Origin of the sequence: Bartonella sp. AC70YNML, assembly GCF_042196545.1 — a bacterium.
GTDB lineage: Bacteria > Pseudomonadota > Alphaproteobacteria > Rhizobiales > Rhizobiaceae > Bartonella.
Genome location: NZ_JBHIQK010000003.1, coordinates 98,641 through 116,689, shown reverse-complemented (window position 1 = coordinate 116,689; position 18,049 = coordinate 98,641). Strand labels below are relative to the sequence as shown.

Genomic DNA, 18,049 nt, shown 5'->3' with positions numbered 1-18,049 from the left:
AAAAGGGAAAAATTCCAATGTCGGTGTATGAAGTGACACTTTTACAATTTCCTTTTTTATTTGTTCTGATGATATTTTCCCTTCGCGCAAAACAAGGGGAGTACCTCTAAGAACGCCCAAAGGCTGTTTTGAGCAATTCGATTTGTTTTCCTACTGGATTATCATCTTCTAAGGTACAGGAGGCCGCAGTTTCCCACCCAGCACGCAAATAGGTTATGCGCGCTTCTAAACGCAATGAATGAGAAACAAATTGGCGAAAAGTTTCTGGCAATTCATGCCAATGATGGGTTTCAAGTTCCAATGTCGGTGTATGAAGAGATACTTTTACAATTTCCTTTTTTATTTGTTCTGATGACATTTCCCCTTCGCGCTCTGCTCGAAGAAGAAGGAGTTGAGAAGCGATTTGCATAAGTCGTGTACTTAAATACATAGCCTCTTTCGCATAGATTGCAGAAACTTCTGTTGAAAGGGAACGTGCCACTAATTTCCCTTCTGAGTCAATGTATGCTGCAGTTTTTTCAATCAGCGCCATTGTTTCTTCATAGAGACGATTAAAAGCATTTTCAAAAGCATTATGCTCAATCATGATAATAGGTTCATCATATGGACGTTTATGTACGCTCACGCTTTTATACTCCAAGTATCAGCACAAAATCATACCCCTTAACGAACAGAGGATTAAAAAGTTTCTTTTATTGCTGTATAGAATGCTTTTTTTTTAAAATTGCTACCTCTTTTAAATCTTTTGCGCAACGCGCTTTTTATACTAAGGTTAACGCGCCAAACAAACACTATAGGAATGTTTTTTATAAACGGATCATTTTCCTTGAAAAGGACCACTGCCAAGATTGCCGTTTTTCACAATAATAAGCGACTCCAAATTGCAAAGCAATACCCGTTATTATTAAGAAGGTATCGGAAAAAACCGTTTCTGTCATCACTGTTTTTACAATTTGTCCAAACATCGCAAAAATGGTTCCCGTTACAAAGACCGGTAAACTATGTTTTCCTAAAATTGCTAAAGGATGTTTTGGAGAGACATAAAACCATTTATTGACATGTGGCAAAGAAAAAATGAGAAAGGTTAATGCAAGAACATGAAGTAAACGTGGCAAGCTTAAAAAGGTTTTATTAAAGTTCATCAACGGGGAAGACCAGCCAAGCCAGCCCAAAATGCCCCACCAGTTTAAGCGAACCCATAACAGCGCCAACAAGAGATACGCTGCCGCACAAACAATCCAAAAAGACTGAAACGCGATTTTTTTTCCTTGTTTAAGCGCTAAAGTACTGGTCAATCCTATGACAAATAAGAATTGCCAAGACAAAGGATTTAAAAACCACTTTCCCTCTAAAGGATAAGAAGGAGGAGCAATTTTATAAAATCCGCAGATAAGATACAGTGTAAAGGAGCCCAAAAGCAGCCATTTTGTCTGTTTACAACTCAAATAAAGGATAAAAGGCGCAAAAAACATCAAAACGATATAAAGAGGAAGAATATTATTATATCCCAACTGGTGCCCAAAGCTTAAGGTACTTAAAAATGCGATAACAGGCTCTTTAAAAAAGAGTCCTACATTGTTCATTGATAAAAGTTTTTCTGTTCGCCATAAGAAAAATGCCCCTAAAAAAAGGCTTAAAGTTACAAAAGTCGTAAAAAGATATGCACCATAGAGCTGCAGAGCTCTGTACCAAAGTTTTCGGATAATAAAAGCAAAGGATTTTTGCTGTAACCGCGCATGAAAGCTTAACCCCAGAGAAACCCCTGAAAGCAAAACAAATATTTCTGCACAATCAGAAAAACCGAAATTTCTATGAGTAAAAGACTCATAAATCGTTCCGGGAATATGGTTAATGAAAATCGTCAATAAGGCTAAAGAACGAAAAACATCAATACGTGTATCTCGATGAGAAGATTGTGTATTATACTCAAGAACACCTTGGTATTTCATCAGTGGACTCCCACACGTTGCAAACCCCTTGAAGTCCCATAAAAATGGTGCTTACCCTTATTGCCAACAAGCATGAACAGGATGAAATTTTAATTTTTAAGTGTCAAGTTTCATTTTAAGCGTTTATTTTTTAAAAGGCAAAAGTTTTTTAAAGGCAAAAGAACGAAAAACATCTATGTGTGTATCACAGCAAAAAGGCAACATATTATGCTTAAAAACACTCTCATTTCTCATAAGCAGGCTTCCACACACCCACAAATCCTTTAAATTACGTGAAAATGGTGGTCACTTTCATCGCAAATAAGCATAATAGAATGAAACTTTAATTTTTAAGCGTTATTTTTTCTAAGAAACAGGGATTTGACATGACACAACAAAAAAATAAACCAATTGATCCACCTCTTTTCCCTCAGTTGATTTTAACACTTGATGTTCGGCGCAACACCCCACAAACATTTTTGCAGCAAATTTTACAAACAAAGTCTTTTGCATGCGTCATCCTTTATGATTCTGAAAAGTTGAAAGATGATAGCTCTTTTTTACAACAACAAGCGCAAATTTACGCAGAAGATATTCAACATCATGACGCAGCCCTTCTCATCGCTGATGACAGCCGCATTGCTGGGCGCATAAAGGCTGATGGATTGCATATAGAGGGAGATGTTAAGGCGCTCGAATACTTTGAAAATCAGAAAAGGGAACAAAAAATCATCGGTTTTGGCAATCTACGCAATCGCCATAGTGCTATGATTGCCGGCGAAGCAGGGGTCGATTACCTGTTCTTTGGCAAATTAGGGGCTGATAAAAAGCCGCACGCTCACCCCCGCAATCTCCAGTTAGCAACATGGTGGGCAGAGATTATGGAAATCCCTGCTGTTGTGCAAGCGGGGAGTGATTTTTCAACCTTTGATGAAGCCTTAAAGACTGGATGTGAATTCATTGCTGTAGAAGAAGTCATTTTTGGGAACGACAACCCCTTAATACTGCTTAAAACAATGCAAGAAAAATGTGAGAAAACCCCCTTGTAATATAGGAGGAGAATTTATAAATAAAGCGTTAATACAAATCAGAACACTCACCACTATATTACTTATATAGAACACACAATAACAGATAAAGAAGATACCTCGAAACTCAATAAAACTGCTTAATAATTCAATCAAATGAGATGAAAAAGCTAGCATCTTTTTTGACATAATATATAGAGAAAAGGATCATAAAAACTTTCTAGTTCAAAATGTTATAAAGACAAAGCATTATGATTGGGGAAAATGGTCATTTTCAATATTGGTACTGAATACCAATAGCTGACGATACAAATATGCAGGGGACATAACAATGCGATATAGCGGAACACTTGAAGATCTTAAAAACATAATTCGCAAAGCTGGATATCAAATCATAGAAACTAAACCTCTATCACATCCATCCCCTGAAGGATATCAGATCAAAACCTACGAAGGAGGCACTACTAATTGGTTTAAAAGCACAGGAAAAATCAACGTTCAAGGCAAAGAAAACATAAAACAAAAGTTAATAGAAGATTTAGCAAAGCATCTAGAAGAAACATCAACGATTCCTTCCTCAAAAACTGCTTCCAATACCTCAAGTAAAAAAATCTTTATCGTTCACGGTCATGATCGTTATTCCTTAAAGGACCTTGAAAATGCTCTTCTCAAGCTTGGTTTGGAGCCATACATTTTACAAAATACGAGTGGTAATGGTGTAACCATCATTCAAACTTTGAAAAAAGAAATTTGTGACAGTTCTATAAGTTTTGGTATTGTACTCCTCACGCATGATGACATGGGTTATGCTATATCTCAAGGTGAAAAAAAAATTCAACCCCGTGCGCGACAAAATGTTATTTTCGAAATGGGCATGTTAGCTGCCGCACTTCCTCTTGAGAGGATTGCTATTCTACAAAAAGAAGGCATTGAAATGCTTTCAGATGTTGGTGGAGTTTACTACCTTTCTTTTAAAGAACAGGTAAACGAAACATTCCCCAAACTTATTAAGCGCTTAGAAGAAGCTGATTTCTCTTTTAATACAAATGCAATTACTCATGCATTAAATTAAATTTGAATAATGCTTATGTTTATTTTTTAAGTGCACGCCCAAAAACACGTAGCACCCCACCACATTCCACAGACACACCCATCCTATAGGCTCAAAGAAACGATTACCCTCACCCTTTTTCAAACAGCAAGCAATTGTGTAAATTTAAATGAAGAGACCGCGTGTGAATTCACTACCGTAGAAGAAATCATTTTAGTCTCTTTGATAAACGCGGGGCTGTTGTCATAATTTTGATGGACTTGCAAAGTTTAAGAGGCAGCCTCTCATTCGATTAAAGAAAAATAGGAAATTCACGTCGGGCATGTACTACAGTTACAATTTCGATTTGATTTGCAGCTACTCGATACAATATAAGGTAATTTGGATGTGCTACAATTTCTCGTAATCCTAATACCTTCTCACTCTGTCTGTATAAATATGGATGTTCAGCCAATGGCAGTACGGATGCTTCCAAAAACCTTTTCATTCGGCGCGCAGCAGATGGATTTTCGCGAGCAATATAAGTAAAAACTGACGCAAATCGTCGCGCGCCGAAGACAACCAAACAACCGGAAGCATCACTTGTCCTGTTCAGCTTCAAGCTGACTGATTATAACTTCCATTTCAGCCATAACCTCATCATGCGGAATAGGAGGATATGGATTTGCAAGACTGCTCGCTACCTTATCGCGCAGCCATGCAGTGTAGCTGCTTTCCTGTTCAACGGTTTCGAACTCTGAAATTAGCGGAGAAAGGATGATCTTTATAACATATGTCCTTTCTATTCCTGAATATTGAAGATGATTACTCTTGGCTATGTTGTCAATACTAGCGAATTGAAAATGTTTAACTTTTAAGCGTCCAAAGTTCTTTTGATCTTAAAACTTAAGGCTTTTTAACCCTCTCAAAAAACACGGGGGCTAATGTCATGATTTTGACAATCATTCCAGAAAGGTTTAAGAGGCAGATAGCCTCTCATAAAAAAACAAATTTTGTAAGTAAAAAACTATTTTTATTGTAAATTTCCTGAAATTACTTTATGAATTAAAAGATGTTTTGGTCGCATACGCAACGACCAAAAGGGAACTGAAAACCCTAGATCCGAGCGTAAAAATAAACCCACTCCTGTGGGTATCCCGGAATTCCGGGAGATTTTGCTATGTCCAGGTGCTTTAAGCACTAAAAGCAAAATGCTGACTCGGATTCAGTGTTTTCAGACTCCCGGAATACTCATGCGAGGGCGCTCGCAACCGGCGGGGAAAAATGCAATCTCAAAATCTTAATATTGATCTTTTTATTGGCAAAAAAATTCGTTTGAGACGAAAAATGCTAAAAATGTCTCAAACAACTTTAGGACACGCTTTAGGTGTCACTTTCCAACAAATTCAAAAATATGAAAACGGCTTAAATCGTGTCAGCGCAGGGCGTTTAATGGAAATTTCTGATATCTTGGATGTTCCAGTTTCCTTTTTCTATGCGGATATCATCACAAAACAACAGCCCCCATACCTTCATGATGAAATCGCATCAAGCACAGAGGAATACCTGCTGCTCAAAAGATTTAGAGTTTTACCAACGGTAAAAAAGAAAGCCTTTTTACAGCTGATCTCTGATGAGAATGCAAGCTAATATCACGCGATAGCATGCGCTATTCATAATCCCCCTTTGTGAATACTTTATTGCTTGAAGGCAAAATATGCCACCTCTCTGTTTTAAGAAACGACACGTTAAGAGACACTATTTTAATTTTTATTGTAAATTTCCTGAAATTACTTTATGAATTAAAAGATGTTTTGGTCGCATACGCAACGACCAAGAGGGTCTTGAAAGCCCGAAAATCTAAACATGAATTTACCCCACTTTGTGGGTATCCCGGAATTCCGGGAGTTTTTGCTATGTCCAGGTGTTTTAAGCACTAAAAGCAAAAAAAGCTGATTAGATTTCAGTACTTTCAAGCTCCCGGAATACTCATGCGAGGGCGCTCGCGACCGGCGGGGGGCTTTAAAATGCAAACCAGAGATCTTGATAACGACATTTTCATTGGCAAAAAAATTCGTTTGAGACGAAAAATGTTGAAGATGTCTCAAAAAACATTAGGTCAGCACTTAGGTGTCACTTTCCAACAAATCCAGAAATATGAAAACGGCTTAAATCGTGTCAGTGCAGGACGATTAAAGAGAATTTCTGATATCTTGGATGTTCCCATTGCCTTTTTTTATGCGGATATCATCACAAAACAACAGCCCCCATATCTTCATGATGAAATCGCATCAAGCACAGAAGAATATCTGCTACTCAAAAGATTTAGAGTTTTACCAACGGTAAAAAAGAAAGCTTTTTTACAGCTGATCTCTGATGAGAATGCAAGCTAATATCACGCGATAGCATGCGCTATTCATAATCCCCCTTTGTGAATACTTTATTGCTTGAAGGCAAAATATGCCACCTCTCTGTTTTAAGAAACGACACGTTAAGAGACACTATTTTAATTTTTATTGTAAATTTCCTGAAATTACTTTATGAATTAAAAGATGTTTTGGTCGCATACGCAACGACCAAGAGGGTCTTGAAAGCCCGAAAATCTAAACATGAATTTACCCCACTTTGTGGGTATCCCGGAATTCCGGGAGTTTTTGCTATGTCCAGGTGTTTTAAGCACTAAAAGCAAAAAAAGCTGATTAGATTTCAGTACTTTCAAGCTCCCGGAATACTCATGCGAGGGCGCTCGCGACCGGCGGGGGGCTTTAAAATGCAAACCAGAGATCTTGATAACGACATTTTCATTGGCAAAAAAATTCGTTTGAGACGAAAAATGTTGAAGATGTCTCAAAAAACATTAGGTCAGCACTTAGGTGTTACTTTCCAACAAATCCAGAAATATGAAAACGGCTTAAATCGTGTCAGCGCAGGGCGCCTAAAGAAAATTTCTGATATCTTGGATGTTCCCATTGCCTTTTTTTATGCGGATATCTTAACAAAACAACAGCCCCCATACCTTCATGATGAAATCGCATCAAGCACAGAAGAATATCTGCTACTCAAAAGATTTAGAGTTCTAACCTCGATAAAACAGAAAGCCATTTTACAGTTACTCGCTGATCGGAATGAGAACTTTTAACATCATGATACAGAGCACTATACTCTCTGTTCTTGGCTTTCTTTCCACACTTCAAAGGACGAAAATCCCTTTCCTATCCGGTTGGTAAACAATCCTGTTTCTCAAGAACTGCTTCTTCTTAGCTTCCCATTTCATATGGTTCGTTTCACAAGATTGTATGGACAAGCCCTCTTTTGAAGATTTACCACATACTCTTATAAAAACACTATATGGTAAATTTTACACCTTACAGCACCACACCTCAAACAATAGCATTTTACAGTACAACAGGATAAGCACTCATGCGTATTTTTCAAAAAGCGCCCCTCAAAAAGCAATGCTTGAAAATTTATTTGGTTGATCTGGAGCAGTATACGCATCATTTTATAAGGATGATGAAGGATGTAATCTTAACATGTAGGTGCAAAAGATCGCCTTTTTATCGCAATCACTAAAAGTAAAAGTTTATTTAAAATAGGCGCTGCAAGAGGCACTACAAGAAGCCTTAAGTTAAGGCTGGAACCATTATTTATTGATGAATTACCGCTTGAGTGAAAACCGATATGTTGTTAATAAAGTTATGGACAGAATTGCTGTTATTTCAATGTAAGAGCTTTGCAAAAAAGAGCAACAATAAGTAAGGGGAATTAAAGATGTTAAAATATTTATTGTTGTCACCAGTTGTGTTGGTGGCTGGTTGCGCATCTGTAGGGAGTTATTCATCAAATTATGTTGATCAAAGTCTTACAAAGCGTCAGGCACAATTAGTCGCTAACAAATTTATTAGCGATATCAAGAGACCTCTACCACCAGCTACAACCACACTTCTTATAAAGAAAAATAATACAGCAGACAACTTTACTCCTGTATTTATCAATCTGTTGCGACAAAATGGATATAATGTGATCTATACAGATCAACCTCAAAAGCAACAAAACATGGGTGTGAATTTGAGGTATAGAATAAGATTAAATAGTAGCACTATAGTGTCTCTTTTTCAGTATAACGTGAACGGAGAACTACGTGCTCATATAATTACTCAGCCCAAATGAACCCGCTATTTTATGTAAACATTCTCTATATTTTACACGTAAAGACTTAAAAGCTCTTGTTAAAGAAAAGAGGTTTGCACCTCAATAAAAACTCTTGTTTTTTAGCCAGAGTGAACAAATTTTTCTGTATTTCATCACGATATGAGAAACAATACGTACGAGAAAATAAGTTATGACTTTAGGTTTAAGTATAAGGGAAAGAAGAGTATTAAAAAATAATGAAAAATCCTCCACACTCTAGTGAATTATTGTGCGAAGATGTAAATGCAAAACTTAGTTTATTTAGTGATTCAAGCAGTTGAATAGTCCGCTGTTTGCAAAAAATGAGTTTTTTAAAAATAAAAGGAAAGACAATGGCAAAAAACACTGTCCAACTGCACTAATAGAAGAACCTTTTAAAATATCATAGTAATAAAAAATGGATAGTTTCCAATGTAATTTATCCACGGTGGTTTATTCAAAAGAAATTTTGTAGAAATAGGATATTTTTAACGTTTTTTGCTTCTCATTTAGTGTACCATAATTCTAGCATACCACAATTCGGAGGTTTTGTGGTTTTCATTGCTAATTGTTATGGTACTATGATGAACGAACAGAGTTTACAACAGCTATTGCAATGCTTTGCGCTTGTGTAAAGAAAATTATGGCTGTTATTGGAGCACTTTAAAAATATCCTCCGTTAAATTTGAAAAAGCCATTGGGCTTTTAAACTTTTAAAATGGATGCTAAATCGTCGTTTTTCTCATAAACAATGGTATGCACATACTTGCCTTTCACTCCTCAAAGGAAAAAAGCTCCTACAGTTGCCGATCTGTAAAAAGTTCAGCGTCTCTTAGGACTAGTTTTCACTGCTTGATCCCTCATGCGGTTCACTTCATAGGGTTTTATGGATAAGCTACCTTGAAGATTTATCACACTCACCCAAAACACTTGATATAGTAAATTTACTACGCCTTATATCACTGTCCTAAACAACAGTGTTTTACGCAAAAACATGATATACAACCTCTCACTTAATAAGTCATTGTAGCAAAGCTGATAAAAAGCCACACTCTCACCCTCGTAATCTCCAATGAGCAAGGTGGTGGACAGAGATCTATGGAAATTTTTGCTGTTGTTCAAATGGGGAGCGATTTTTCAGCCTTTTACAACTTTAATGCGGGAGAGAAAACCGCAATATAAATTTATGTCCTTGAAGATAAGTATTTTTACGCAAGATAATTCTTTGCTCATACTTGATATGATGAAAGAAAAATGTGAAAATTCTGTTCGGTAATGAGGAGAAAACACCATGATCAAGAGAAGCGTTAAGCTGCTTATCTTAGGAATGATTGGGCTTGCAAATTCTGTTGTAAATTCTTCTGGAAATACTGAAGAATTCTCAAGTTTTGAACGTTCTTTCAATACGGTTCAAGATGCGTCAAACACACAAAAACCTTTTCAGCCTTTAAAAGCTGGAGATTATGACCAAGCCTATGACTATTACATCCAAGGTTATTATTTAAAAGCTTTTCGTGAAGCACTCCGACGTGCTGAAAAAAATGATCCTTTTGCACAAACTCTTCTTGCCCGAATTTATATGGAAGGATGCGCTGTTCCTGTTGACGGTGCGCGTGCTGCTTTATGGTTTGAGCGTGCAGCAAAACAGGGGGAACCTCAAGCACAATTACGCTATGGGCTTATGTTGTTTGATGGTCATTTTATGAAACAAAATCAAGATCTTGGTGAACAGTTTATTCGAAAAGCTGTCAATGCAGGCGTCAAGGAAGCCTATTTTTATTATGGACAACTGCTTCTTTATAAAGCCTCACGTGAAAAACAAGCTCTCCCTGGTGTTTCTTCCCAAAGTCGTGAAAATGAAGCAATCGAGCAAGCCTTAAAATGGTACTTAAAAGGTGCTGCTCTTGGGGATGCTGAAGCTGCTGTTTCTGCTGCCAAAATTCTGTCTTTAGGCACATTAAATCGACCAAAGGATGATCATAATGCCCGTAAGCTCATGGAGGTAGCGGCTCAAAACAACCACTTAGAAGCTCAACTTCTTTTAGCGCAATGGCTTGTACAGGGACGTGGAGGAGAAACAGATTTTCACCGCGCTTTTCATTTACTTCAAAGAAATGCCGTCAACATGATTGCGCCAGCACAAATTTCCCTTGCAAGACTTTATCGAGATGGCACAGGAACAAAAGGCGATATAATCATGGCAGCAGCATGGTATATGCTCGCAAAGGAAGCAAAAATGCAAGCCCCTGATCTTGAAATAATGCTCCAAGGCATGGACAAAACACAACTAGAAAAAGCGCACAAAGAAGCAATAAAGCTCCTTCCTGTTTTTTAAAATACTCCTCTCTGCTGCAAAAAGACAAAATTTATAGAAATTCCGGGAGTTTTTGCACTGTCTAGGTGCTCTCAGCACTAAAAGCAAAATGCTGATTTGAGTTCAGTGTTTTTAGACTCCCAGAATACTCATGCGAGGGTGCTCGCACTCGGAGGAGGCTTTAAAATGCGAGCCAAAAATCCTGATAACGACATTTTCATTGGTAAAGAAAACGCACTGGTAACATTTGCTTAAGCAAACAATATCCAATAAGCAAAAGAGCTAGGCTATCCCGAAAATTCCGAAAGCTCTATTTTTTATTTTTTTGCTTGGATGAAAAACACGCCGACTCTTATTAAAAAACTATTTTTTATTGCCAAGCCCCCGAAATTACTTTACATATTAAAAGGTATTTTTGGTCGCATACGCAACGATCAACGGGGATTAAAAACCCTAAGGTCCGATACATAAAAATGAACCCACTTTTTGGGTATCCCGGAATTCCCGGAGTTTTTGCTATGTCCAAGTGCTTTCAGCACTAAAAGCAAAAAGGCTGATTCGGATTCAGTATTTTCAAGCTCCCGGAATACTTATGCGAGGGCGCTCGCACTCGGAGGGGGCTTTAAAATGCGAGCCAAAAATCTTGATAATGACATTTTCATTGGCAAAAAAATTCGTTTGAAACGAAAAATGTTGAAAATGTCTCAAAAAACATTAGGTCAACATTTAGGTGTCACCTTCCAACAAATCCAGAAATATGAAAACGGCTTAAATCGTGTCAGCGCAGGGCGTTTAAAATAAATTGCCGCTATCTCAAATGTTCCACTTCTCTTTTTCTATGCTGATATCTTAACAAAACAACTGCCCCCGTACTCTCATGATGAAATCGCATCAAGTACAAAAGAATACCTGCTGCTCAAAAAATTTAGAGTCCTAACCTCGATAAAACAAAGAGCCATTTTACAATTACTCTCTGATCAAAATGAAAGCTTTTAACATCATAATATAGGGCGCTACACTCTCTGTTCTTAACTTGCCTCCCACCCCTCAAAGGACAGAAGCCCCTTCCCTATCCAGTTGGGAAACAATCCGTCTTCTCAGAACAGAACTCTTTTAGCTTCCCATTTTATGTGGTTCATTTCACAAGATTATCCGGACAAGCTCTCCCTCAAATATTCACCACATACTCTCATAAAAACATCACATGTACAAAATTTGATGCCTTACAAACACCACACCTCAAACGATAGTATTTTACAGAAAACAGAATAAGCATTCATACGTATTAAAAAAAAGATAGCCCTCAAAAAGCAATGCTTGAAAATTTTTTTGGTCGATCTGAAACAGAACCTAACGCATCATTTTATAGATAGAGGACATGATCTTAACATGCAAACGCAAAAAATTGCTTTTTTATCATAATCACTAAAAGCAGCAGTTTATTAAAATATACGCCACCAGAAGCACTTCAAGCAGCCTTTACAGCTGAAACCACTATTCATTGATTAATTAACCTATTGATTAGATACCGATATGTTGTTAATGGCTATAAGTAAAGTTGCTCTTATTTCTGGAAGAGGAGCTTCGCAAATAAAGAGCAACAATAAGTAAGGGGAATTAAAGATGTTAAAATATTTATTGCTGTCACCGGTTGTGTTGGTGGCTGGTTGCGCATCTGTAGGCAATTATTCATCAAATTATGTTGATCAAAGTCTTACAAAGCGTCAGGCACAATTAGTTGCTAACAAATTTATTAGCTATATCAAGAGACCTCTACCACCAGCTACAACCACATTTCTTATAAAGAAAAATAATACAGCAGACAACTTTACTCCTTTATTTATCAATCTGTTGCGACGGAATGGATATAATGTGATCTATACAGATCAACCTCAAAAGCAACAAAACATGGGTGTGAATTTGAGGTATAGAGTAAAATTAAATAGTAGCACTATAGTGTCTCTTTTTCAGTATAGTGTGAACGGAGAACTACGTGCTCATATAAGTACTCAGCCCAAATGAACCCGCTATTTAATGTAAACATTCTCTATATTTTACACGTAAAGACTTAAAAGCTCTTGCGAAAGGCAAAGAGATTTGCATCTCAATAAAAACCCTCATTCTAGCCAGAGTGGATAAATTTTATTATAGATTGTGACAATACAAAATAGTGTAAATTATAGCTTTAAGATTTAAGAAAAGAAGAATACTAAAAATAATGAAAAATGCCCCACACCCTAGCGAATTGTTACGCGAAGATGTAAATGCAAAACTTGGACTATCTGTGATTGAAGCAGCTGAAGAGTTTTCTATATCCCGTGTAGCATTTTCTAGGGTCTTGGTAAAAATCCTTATAACGACATTTTCAGTGGCAAATTCATTGGCAAAAAAATTCGTTTGAGACGAAAAATGCTTAAAATGTCTCAAAAAACATTAGGTCAACATTTAGGTGCCACTTTCCAACAAATCCAGAAATATGAAAACGGATTAAATCGTGTCAGCATAGGGCGTTTAAAATAAATTGCCGCTATCTCAAATGTTCCACTTCTCTTTTTCTATGCTGATATCTTAACAAAACAACTGCCCCCGTACTCTCATGATGAAATCGCATCAAGTACAAAAGAATACCTGCTGCTCAAAAGATTTAGAGTTCTAACCTCGATAAAACAAAGAGCCATTTTACAGCTGCTCTCTGATGAGCAGATACGCTAACATTATGTGATAATGCATTCTGTTCATAAGCATTCATGCGTATTTTACAAAACAGCCCCCCCTAGGCATTTTTTGCTTGGACGAAAAACACGCCGACTCTTATTAAAAAACTATTTTTATTGCTAATCCCCCGAAATTACTTTATGACTTGAAAAGTGTTTTGGTCGCATACGCAACGACCAATAGGGATCTAAAAACCCGAAAACTCAAACATGAATTGACCCCGCTTTGCGGGTATCCCGGAATTCCGGGAGATTTTGCTATGTCCAAGTGCTTTCAGCACTAAAAGCAAAATGCTGATTTGAGTTCAGTGTTTTTAGACTCCCGGAATACTCATGCGAGGGCGCTCGCACTCGGAGGGGGCTTTAAAATGCAAGCCAAAAATCTTAATATTGACATTTTCATTGGCAAAAAGATTCGTTTGAAACGAAAAATGTTGAAGATATCTCAAAAAACATTAGGTCAACATTTAGGTGTCACCTTCCAACAAATCCAGAAATATGAAAACGGCTTAAATCGTGTCAGCGCAGGGCGTTTAAAAGAAATTGCCGATATTCTCAATGTTCCAGTTTCCTTTTTCTATGCGGATATCTTAACAGAACAACAGCCTCCGTACCCTTATGATGAAGTTATATCAAGTACAGAGGAATATCTGCTGCTCAAAAAATTTAGAGTCCTAACCTCGATAAAACAAAGAGCCATTTTACAGCTGATCTCTGATTAAAATGCAAGCTACATCACACGATAGCGCACACCACGCTCTATCCCATGAGGCACTATAATAAACTCCGTATTCACATGCTCTCAATTAAAAATACCTCATGTTTACGGAACTTATATTATTGCCATCAATGATGATATTTTACAATAAAACGGGATAAATTTTCCCAAAATCCCAAAAAATGTTTGTGTAAATTTTTAAAAAGCTTGCGTCTGAGCACTTTTTATGGTCTTGCAAAGAACTGAAAAGCAAAAATACATAAAGGTCCTTTTGTACTTTTTTCTGCAACGCCCATAAGCAAAGACAATGAAGAGCATACAAGGATTATGGAGAGAGCCGCAAGGCTAACAAGGGGGGGTAAACCCGAAAATAAAAAAAGAGCTTGACTGTTAAAGGCAGCAAAGAAAAGTGCCATAAAGACAACAAGAGAGTTCTTTTTGCAAGAATAGAATTGGATAGAAACGATGAAAATTAATGGCAATGAAATTCGTCCTGGTAATGTGATCGAACATCAAGGGAGCTTATGGGTTGCTGTTAAATGTAACGCTGTAAAACCAGGAAAAGGTGGTGCATTTAACCAAGTTGAAATGAAAAATTTGATTGATGGTACAAAACTTAATGAACGATTTCGTGCTGCTGAGACAGTTGAACGCGTGCGCCTTGAACAAAAAGATTTCACCTTTCTTTATCAACAAGGGGATGCTTTGGTCTTTATGGATTCAGAATCTTATGAACAACTTGAACTCCAAAAGGATTTTGTTGGTGAACGTGCCGCTTTTCTCCAAGATGGGATGACTGTCACAGTTGAACTTTATCAAGAAAAGCCTATCGGCATCTCACTTCCTGATCAGGTTGCTGTCACGATTGCTGAAGCCGATCCTGCACTTAAAGGACAAACAGTTACAGCTTCTTATAAACCCGCTATTCTTGAAAATGGGATTCGGATTCTTGTTCCTCCCTTTATGAATGCTGGTGAACGTATCATTGTAGACACCAATGAGTTGATTTATTTGCGTCGTGCAAATGAAAAAGATAAATAAAGGAATAAACAATGGCCCATTCTGCAGTCATGAATGTCATGGTGCAAGCTGCAATGAAAGCAGGACGCTCGTTGGTACGTGATTACGGTGAAGTGCAAAATTTGCAAGTGTCTTTGAAAGGACCTGCAGATTATGTCAGCCAAGCAGATCGCAAAGCGGAAAAAATTATTTTCAATGAACTAAGCAAAGCACGCCCCAAATTTGGTTTTCTGATGGAAGAGTCTGAGGAAATCATTGGCGAAGATTCACAACATCGTTTTATTGTTGATCCTTTAGATGGTACTACAAATTTTCTCCATGGCATTCCTTTTTTTGCTGTTTCCATTGCTTTAGAAAGCCAAGGAAAAATCGTTGCTGGTGTCATTTACAATCCCGTGAGTGATGAACTCTTCACCGCAGAACGTGGGTGTGGTGCTTTTTTTAACGACCGGCGCTGTCGCGTTTCTGCTCGACGCAGACTAGAAGATTGTGTCATTGCCACAGGTATGCCTCATTTTGGTCGACCAGGTCATGGAACCTATCTTATTGAATTACGTAATGTGATGATGGAAGTTGCTGGATTGCGCCGTTTTGGTGCTGCTTCTCTTGATTTAGCTTATGTTGCTTCTGGCCGAACCGATGGCTTTTGGGAAGATAACCTGCAAATTTGGGATATGGCTGCTGGAATACTGATGGTTCGTGAAGCCGGTGGTTTTGTCACTGATAAAGAAGGCGGCAACAATATATTCCGTAAAAAAAATATTATCGCCGGCAATGAACACATTCGCCTAAAATTAGAAAGAGTTCTCAAAAAAGGCATTTAAGCCTTAAAAAAAATCCAACAGATTACCTCAGCCAAGCAGATCGCAAAGCGGAAACAATATTATCAATGAATGAAGCAAAGCACACCCCAAATTTGGTTTTCTGATGGAAGAGTCTGAGGAAATCATTGGAGAAGATTCACAACATCGTTTTATTGTTGATCCTTTAGATGGTACTACAAATTTTCTCCATGGCATTCCTTTTTTTGCTGTTTCCATTGCTTTAGAAAGCCAAGGAAAAATCGTTGCTGGTGTCATTTACAATCCCGTGAGTGATGAACTCTTCACCGCAGAACGTGGGTGTGGTGCTTTTTTTAACGACCGGCGCTGTCGCGTTTCTGCTCGACGCAGACTAGAAGGTTGTGTCATTGCCACAGGCATGCCTCATTTTGGTCGACCAAATCATGGAACCTATCTTATTGAATTACGTAATGTGATGATGGAAGTTGCTGGATTGCGCCGTTTTGGTGCTGCTGCTCTTGATTTAGCTTATGTTGCTTCTGGCAGAACCGATGGCTTTTGGGAAGATAACTTGCAAATTTGGGATATGGCTGCAGGAATATTGATGGTTCGCAAAACCGGTGGTTTTGTCACCGATAAAGAAGGCGGTAGCGATATATTTCGCAAAAAAAATATCATTGCCGGCAATAAACACATTCGCATTAAACTATAAAAAACCCTCAAAAAAGGCATTTAATTCTTACAGTTTTTTTACAAAACCCTTAGAATCTTAAAAAACCACATGAAGAGAGAGTTTTTAATTTTCTTACAGAAAACGATAGAAACTCGCGAATGAGATAGTGACAAAAAACATCACCACGAACAAAAAATGTACTTGCTATAAGCCCCCACAAAAGCAATTATCGCACCTGAGGAAAAAACACAGTCCATTTCCTCCTCAATATATGCTCTTTACAGTGCGCCATCCATTGATCTAAAAATCTTTCCTCTCTCATAAAAGCTGCCGCATATGCTTAAGAGTTTTCACTCTTTTCCACCACTGCATAATAGCAGAGATTTCAGAAAAACCACTGATTTATCCCCCCTTATTCAACCGTTTTACAAATAGTTTATCAACTGCTGACGACATTTATAATAATGAGAATCTTTGTTTTCCAAAATTGCTTTCTGCATTTCACTTGCAAGCTGCTCTTTATCTTTTTCAACAGCCTCTTTCAGCGCCTTTACCTTCTCATCTCCAAAGATAATTTTTAATTTTTCTTTTAACTTTTTTTCCTCAACAAGCTTCTCCCAAAAGATCAACCGGTTATCGCATGTCTCATTTGATGATTTCATCCACTCTTTAACGCCTAATTTGTAAGCTTCTTCAAATGTTGGATTCCCTTCAAAAATGGAAAGATTTTTTGCTCTATTTGTGTCATTCTCTTTACAAGTATTGATTACATCTCTAACTGTGACAGAATGGCAACCATTATCAAAAGCAACATAGCCCTTTTTCACTGTTTTAATAAGCTTCTTATAGTAAATGAAAGTTTCTCTTGCCGCCTTATAATCACTGGAAATATCACACAACAACGACAACACATTCTTTTTACAATATAATAATAAAGTACACTCACCAGACCAAGATTCCGAAAGGTTTAGCATTTTCTCTATCTCTTTGTGTTCTGTACTCATAGATATGTTGTCCCACAAAGTATCTGTAAATTTTTTCTTTTCATCCTCCCCTGTAAAGTTTTTCTTTTGGTGCTGTTTGCATTCAGCTATAATCATATCATCAAGAACATATAACCACCAATGAAGTAATAACATCGTAGGTTGACTCCGTTTTTTGTTCGTAAGAGGATCTACAAACTTTTGCAGAGTTATTCCGTTCTTGCTCATTAATCGCACTGCTTTTAAAAAAAATTTCCTAAAATACGAGGTATCCAAGAGACTACATATTTTTTTGTAATGTTCATCAGTAAGTTTTTTTCCAAGTGCTTGCTTGTACAAGAAACGCACTTTGTGATCCCCTCGAACACAAATATCCTTTACCAATGGAAGCCGATCTCCACTGAATTTCATATCTTCCCTAGGATTTTTTATCCCCAGTGCGTCTCTTTCCCATAACCTTACTCCCTCATCCCATTGTTTCAACCATTCCTGCGATATTTTTTGAGTTTTTTCAAAAAGTCTTTGTTCCCCTTGTACAATAATATATTTATGTTCAGCGCACTCTTGCTCTTTTTGCTCAAGTTGTTCAGTCAATTGAAGACACTTCTGTTTCCCTTGTGCAATAATATCTTTATATCCAACGCACTCTTGCTCTTTTTGCTCAAGTTGTTCAGTCAATTGAAGACACT

Annotated in this window: 17 protein-coding genes and 3 pseudogenes; 15 read left to right on the top strand and 5 right to left on the bottom strand. The window is 37.4% G+C overall.

Features of this window, described 5'->3' with window-relative positions; translation table 11 throughout:
* Positions 1-106: 106 nt before the first annotated feature.
* Complete coding sequence (locus tag ACFIMU_RS03925; protein ID WP_375606544.1) at positions 107-625, bottom strand: DUF1465 family protein; 519 nt, start codon at positions 623-625, stop codon at positions 107-109.
* 181 nt (positions 626-806) lie between these two features.
* On the bottom strand, positions 807-1,949 hold the full coding sequence (locus ACFIMU_RS03920) for an OpgC family protein (RefSeq protein ID WP_375609418.1): 1,143 nt from the start codon (positions 1,947-1,949) through the stop codon (positions 807-809).
* Between the two features lie 365 nt (positions 1,950-2,314).
* On the opposite strand from ACFIMU_RS03920, the gene ACFIMU_RS03915 reads away from it, so the two are divergent.
* Together ACFIMU_RS03915 and ACFIMU_RS03910 are read left to right on the top strand one after the other, a co-directional pair.
* Positions 2,315-2,977, top strand: a complete 663-nt coding sequence (locus ACFIMU_RS03915; RefSeq protein ID WP_375687668.1) for a thiamine phosphate synthase — start codon at positions 2,315-2,317, stop codon at positions 2,975-2,977.
* Between the two features lie 310 nt (positions 2,978-3,287).
* Complete coding sequence (locus ACFIMU_RS03910; protein WP_375687670.1) at positions 3,288-4,028, top strand: TIR domain-containing protein; 741 nt, start codon at positions 3,288-3,290, stop codon at positions 4,026-4,028.
* Positions 4,029-4,299: 271 nt separating this feature from the next.
* On the opposite strand, the gene ACFIMU_RS03905 is transcribed toward ACFIMU_RS03910, so the two are convergent.
* Together ACFIMU_RS03905 and ACFIMU_RS03900 are read right to left on the bottom strand one after the other, a co-directional pair.
* Positions 4,300-4,608, bottom strand: a complete 309-nt coding sequence (locus ACFIMU_RS03905) for a type II toxin-antitoxin system RelE/ParE family toxin (protein ID WP_375687672.1) — start codon at positions 4,606-4,608, stop codon at positions 4,300-4,302.
* On the bottom strand, positions 4,586-4,750 hold the full coding sequence (locus ACFIMU_RS03900; RefSeq protein ID WP_375696850.1) for an antitoxin: 165 nt from the start codon (positions 4,748-4,750) through the stop codon (positions 4,586-4,588). Before ACFIMU_RS03900 ends, ACFIMU_RS03905 begins: the two co-directional genes overlap by 23 nt.
* A 520-nt stretch (positions 4,751-5,270) precedes the next feature.
* Between ACFIMU_RS03900 and ACFIMU_RS03895 the strand changes: the two genes are divergently transcribed.
* The 13 genes and pseudogenes from ACFIMU_RS03895 to ACFIMU_RS03835 all read left to right on the top strand — a co-directional run.
* On the top strand, positions 5,271-5,636 hold the full coding sequence (locus tag ACFIMU_RS03895) for a helix-turn-helix domain-containing protein (protein WP_375687674.1): 366 nt from the start codon (positions 5,271-5,273) through the stop codon (positions 5,634-5,636).
* A gap of 341 nt (positions 5,637-5,977) precedes the next feature.
* Complete coding sequence (locus ACFIMU_RS03890; RefSeq protein ID WP_375615029.1) at positions 5,978-6,379, top strand: helix-turn-helix domain-containing protein; 402 nt, start codon at positions 5,978-5,980, stop codon at positions 6,377-6,379.
* Between the two features lie 341 nt (positions 6,380-6,720).
* Complete coding sequence (locus ACFIMU_RS03885; protein WP_375614074.1) at positions 6,721-7,125, top strand: helix-turn-helix domain-containing protein; 405 nt, start codon at positions 6,721-6,723, stop codon at positions 7,123-7,125.
* A 632-nt stretch (positions 7,126-7,757) separates the two neighbouring features.
* Positions 7,758-8,156, top strand: coding sequence for a hypothetical protein (locus ACFIMU_RS03880; protein WP_375608416.1), 399 nt, complete (start codon positions 7,758-7,760; stop codon positions 8,154-8,156).
* 1,291 nt (positions 8,157-9,447) lie between these two features.
* Complete coding sequence (locus ACFIMU_RS03875; protein ID WP_375606553.1) at positions 9,448-10,491, top strand: tetratricopeptide repeat protein; 1,044 nt, start codon at positions 9,448-9,450, stop codon at positions 10,489-10,491.
* Positions 10,492-11,097: 606 nt separating this feature from the next.
* Positions 11,098-11,466, top strand: a pseudogene (locus ACFIMU_RS03870) (helix-turn-helix domain-containing protein).
* Positions 11,467-12,093: 627 nt separating this feature from the next.
* Positions 12,094-12,492 (top strand): hypothetical protein, encoded by a 399-nt coding sequence (locus ACFIMU_RS03865; RefSeq protein WP_375606554.1) that lies wholly within the window; start codon positions 12,094-12,096, stop codon positions 12,490-12,492.
* Between the two features lie 196 nt (positions 12,493-12,688).
* Positions 12,689-12,871 carry a hypothetical protein gene (locus ACFIMU_RS03860; protein ID WP_375606555.1) on the top strand — a complete coding sequence of 61 codons (183 nt, stop codon included), beginning with the start codon at positions 12,689-12,691 and terminating at the stop codon, positions 12,869-12,871.
* A pseudogene (locus ACFIMU_RS03855) lies at positions 12,832-13,182 on the top strand (helix-turn-helix domain-containing protein). The gene ACFIMU_RS03860 and the pseudogene ACFIMU_RS03855 overlap by 40 nt, the downstream one beginning before the upstream one ends.
* A 370-nt stretch (positions 13,183-13,552) precedes the next feature.
* On the top strand, positions 13,553-13,906 hold the full coding sequence (locus tag ACFIMU_RS03850) for a helix-turn-helix domain-containing protein (protein WP_375696831.1): 354 nt from the start codon (positions 13,553-13,555) through the stop codon (positions 13,904-13,906).
* A 461-nt stretch (positions 13,907-14,367) separates the two neighbouring features.
* The gene (gene efp / locus ACFIMU_RS03845; RefSeq protein WP_375606557.1) at positions 14,368-14,943 is read left to right on the top strand and encodes an elongation factor P; all 576 of its coding nucleotides are present in this window, start codon (positions 14,368-14,370) and stop codon (positions 14,941-14,943) included.
* A gap of 11 nt (positions 14,944-14,954) precedes the next feature.
* The gene (locus ACFIMU_RS03840; protein WP_375606558.1) at positions 14,955-15,746 is read left to right on the top strand and encodes an inositol monophosphatase family protein; all 792 of its coding nucleotides are present in this window, start codon (positions 14,955-14,957) and stop codon (positions 15,744-15,746) included.
* Positions 15,747-15,754: 8 nt separating this feature from the next.
* A pseudogene (locus tag ACFIMU_RS03835) lies at positions 15,755-16,416 on the top strand (inositol monophosphatase family protein); the annotation flags it as partial.
* A 386-nt stretch (positions 16,417-16,802) separates the two neighbouring features.
* Here the strand turns inward: ACFIMU_RS03835 and ACFIMU_RS03830 are convergent.
* A partial coding sequence (locus ACFIMU_RS03830; RefSeq protein ID WP_375695194.1) for a hypothetical protein occupies positions 16,803-18,049 on the bottom strand: 1,247 nt, incomplete at its 5' end.

Coding starts and splice junctions, on each gene's coding strand:
- ACFIMU_RS03890 (WP_375615029.1), top strand. CDS start 5,978: ATGCGAGGGCGCTCGCGACCGGCGGGGGGCTTTAAAATGCAAACCAGA.
- ACFIMU_RS03850 (WP_375696831.1), top strand. CDS start 13,553: ATGCAAGCCAAAAATCTTAATATTGACATTTTCATTGGCAAAAAGATT.
- ACFIMU_RS03875 (WP_375606553.1), top strand. CDS start 9,448: ATGATCAAGAGAAGCGTTAAGCTGCTTATCTTAGGAATGATTGGGCTT.
- ACFIMU_RS03920 (WP_375609418.1), bottom strand. CDS start 1,949: ATGAAATACCAAGGTGTTCTTGAGTATAATACACAATCTTCTCATCGA.
- ACFIMU_RS03910 (WP_375687670.1), top strand. CDS start 3,288: ATGCGATATAGCGGAACACTTGAAGATCTTAAAAACATAATTCGCAAA.
- ACFIMU_RS03885 (WP_375614074.1), top strand. CDS start 6,721: ATGCGAGGGCGCTCGCGACCGGCGGGGGGCTTTAAAATGCAAACCAGA.
- ACFIMU_RS03915 (WP_375687668.1), top strand. CDS start 2,315: ATGACACAACAAAAAAATAAACCAATTGATCCACCTCTTTTCCCTCAG.
- efp (WP_375606557.1), top strand. CDS start 14,368: ATGAAAATTAATGGCAATGAAATTCGTCCTGGTAATGTGATCGAACAT.
- ACFIMU_RS03840 (WP_375606558.1), top strand. CDS start 14,955: ATGGCCCATTCTGCAGTCATGAATGTCATGGTGCAAGCTGCAATGAAA.
- ACFIMU_RS03865 (WP_375606554.1), top strand. CDS start 12,094: ATGTTAAAATATTTATTGCTGTCACCGGTTGTGTTGGTGGCTGGTTGC.
- ACFIMU_RS03860 (WP_375606555.1), top strand. CDS start 12,689: ATGAAAAATGCCCCACACCCTAGCGAATTGTTACGCGAAGATGTAAAT.
- ACFIMU_RS03895 (WP_375687674.1), top strand. CDS start 5,271: ATGCAATCTCAAAATCTTAATATTGATCTTTTTATTGGCAAAAAAATT.
- ACFIMU_RS03880 (WP_375608416.1), top strand. CDS start 7,758: ATGTTAAAATATTTATTGTTGTCACCAGTTGTGTTGGTGGCTGGTTGC.